The sequence below is a fragment of the Rathayibacter sp. AY2B7 genome (assembly GCF_002931635.1).
Taxonomy (GTDB): domain Bacteria; phylum Actinomycetota; class Actinomycetes; order Actinomycetales; family Microbacteriaceae; genus Rathayibacter.
Window position 1 is genome coordinate 1 of the sequence record NZ_PSUC01000223.1, and the last position, 1,076, is coordinate 1,076.

Consider the following 1,076-nt stretch of genomic DNA (forward strand, 5'->3'; position numbering starts at 1 on the left):
GGGGCGGCGCGCTCCTCTACCTCTGGCTCTGGGCCCTGGTGCCCCTCGCGCCGCTCGACTCGCGCGACGCGGATCCGGCCGTCCGCCGCTCCGCTCCCGCCTACCCCGCACCCGACCCCGGGCTGCAGGACGAGCGCCCCTCGTCCCCCGAGGCCGTCGCCGAGTGGCGCGAGCGCCAGGAGGCCTGGCGGGCCGAGCGGGAGGCGTTCCGCGCCCAGCAGAGCGCGTCGGCCCGTGAGACGGCCCGCGCCCGGGCGGAGGAGGCGCGAGTCGCCGCCGCCGCCGTCACCGCCGCGCGCCTGGAGCGCCAGCGCCTCCGACGCGCCGCGAACCCCCGGCTGCGGGCGAGCCTCACGCTGCTCGCCCTGGGCGCCGCCGCCCTGGCCGGCGCACTGGTCTCGCTCACCGCCTCCGGACCGACGGCCCTCGTCGTCGGAGCCGCCTCGGCCGCGCTCGTGCTCGCCGTGGTGATCGTGCTCGCCGGCCTGTTCCGGAGGCGCGCGATCGCGCTGATCGCCCTCGCGACGGTCGCGCTGGTCACGGCCGCCTGCGCCGCCGTGCTGCCGACCGACCGCGAGCTGCTCCCCGTGCTCGGCACCTACGGCTTCTCGAGCGCCGCCCCCGGCCGCTACGCGACGCTCGCGGCGAGCGACCTGCGCGTCACGGTCGCACCCGATTACGAGACCTCCGGCGAGCCGCTGGACCTGTGGATCGGCTACGGGCATGTGACCGTCGCCACGATGGCGGGAACGGCGGTCCGCCTGGAGGCGACCACGGAGGACACCGAGCTCCTCGTGCTGAACGCCGACGGAGGCGCGATCGACGCGCCCCGCGAGGTCCGCACCGCCGACGGCCGTCAGCTGTGGACGCAGACCTTCGGCGATCCCGAGGCCGAGCCGTTCGTGGTCCGCATCGCCCAGGAGGGCGGGTCGATCCGCGTCCAGGACTCCACACCGGGCGCCGACTCCGGCACCACTGCGCCGGACGCCGAGATCAGCACCAGCACGACCGACAGGCCGGTGATGGTGGTCAGATTCCGGCGGAAGTCGATGAACGGGACGCTGAGCGCCGCCGCG

Annotated in this window: 1 pseudogene; it reads left to right on the plus strand. The window is 76.7% G+C overall.

Annotated features, from left to right (window positions below):
* Nucleotides 1-1,076 (plus strand): annotated as a pseudogene (locus C5C27_RS18305) (hypothetical protein); the annotation flags it as partial.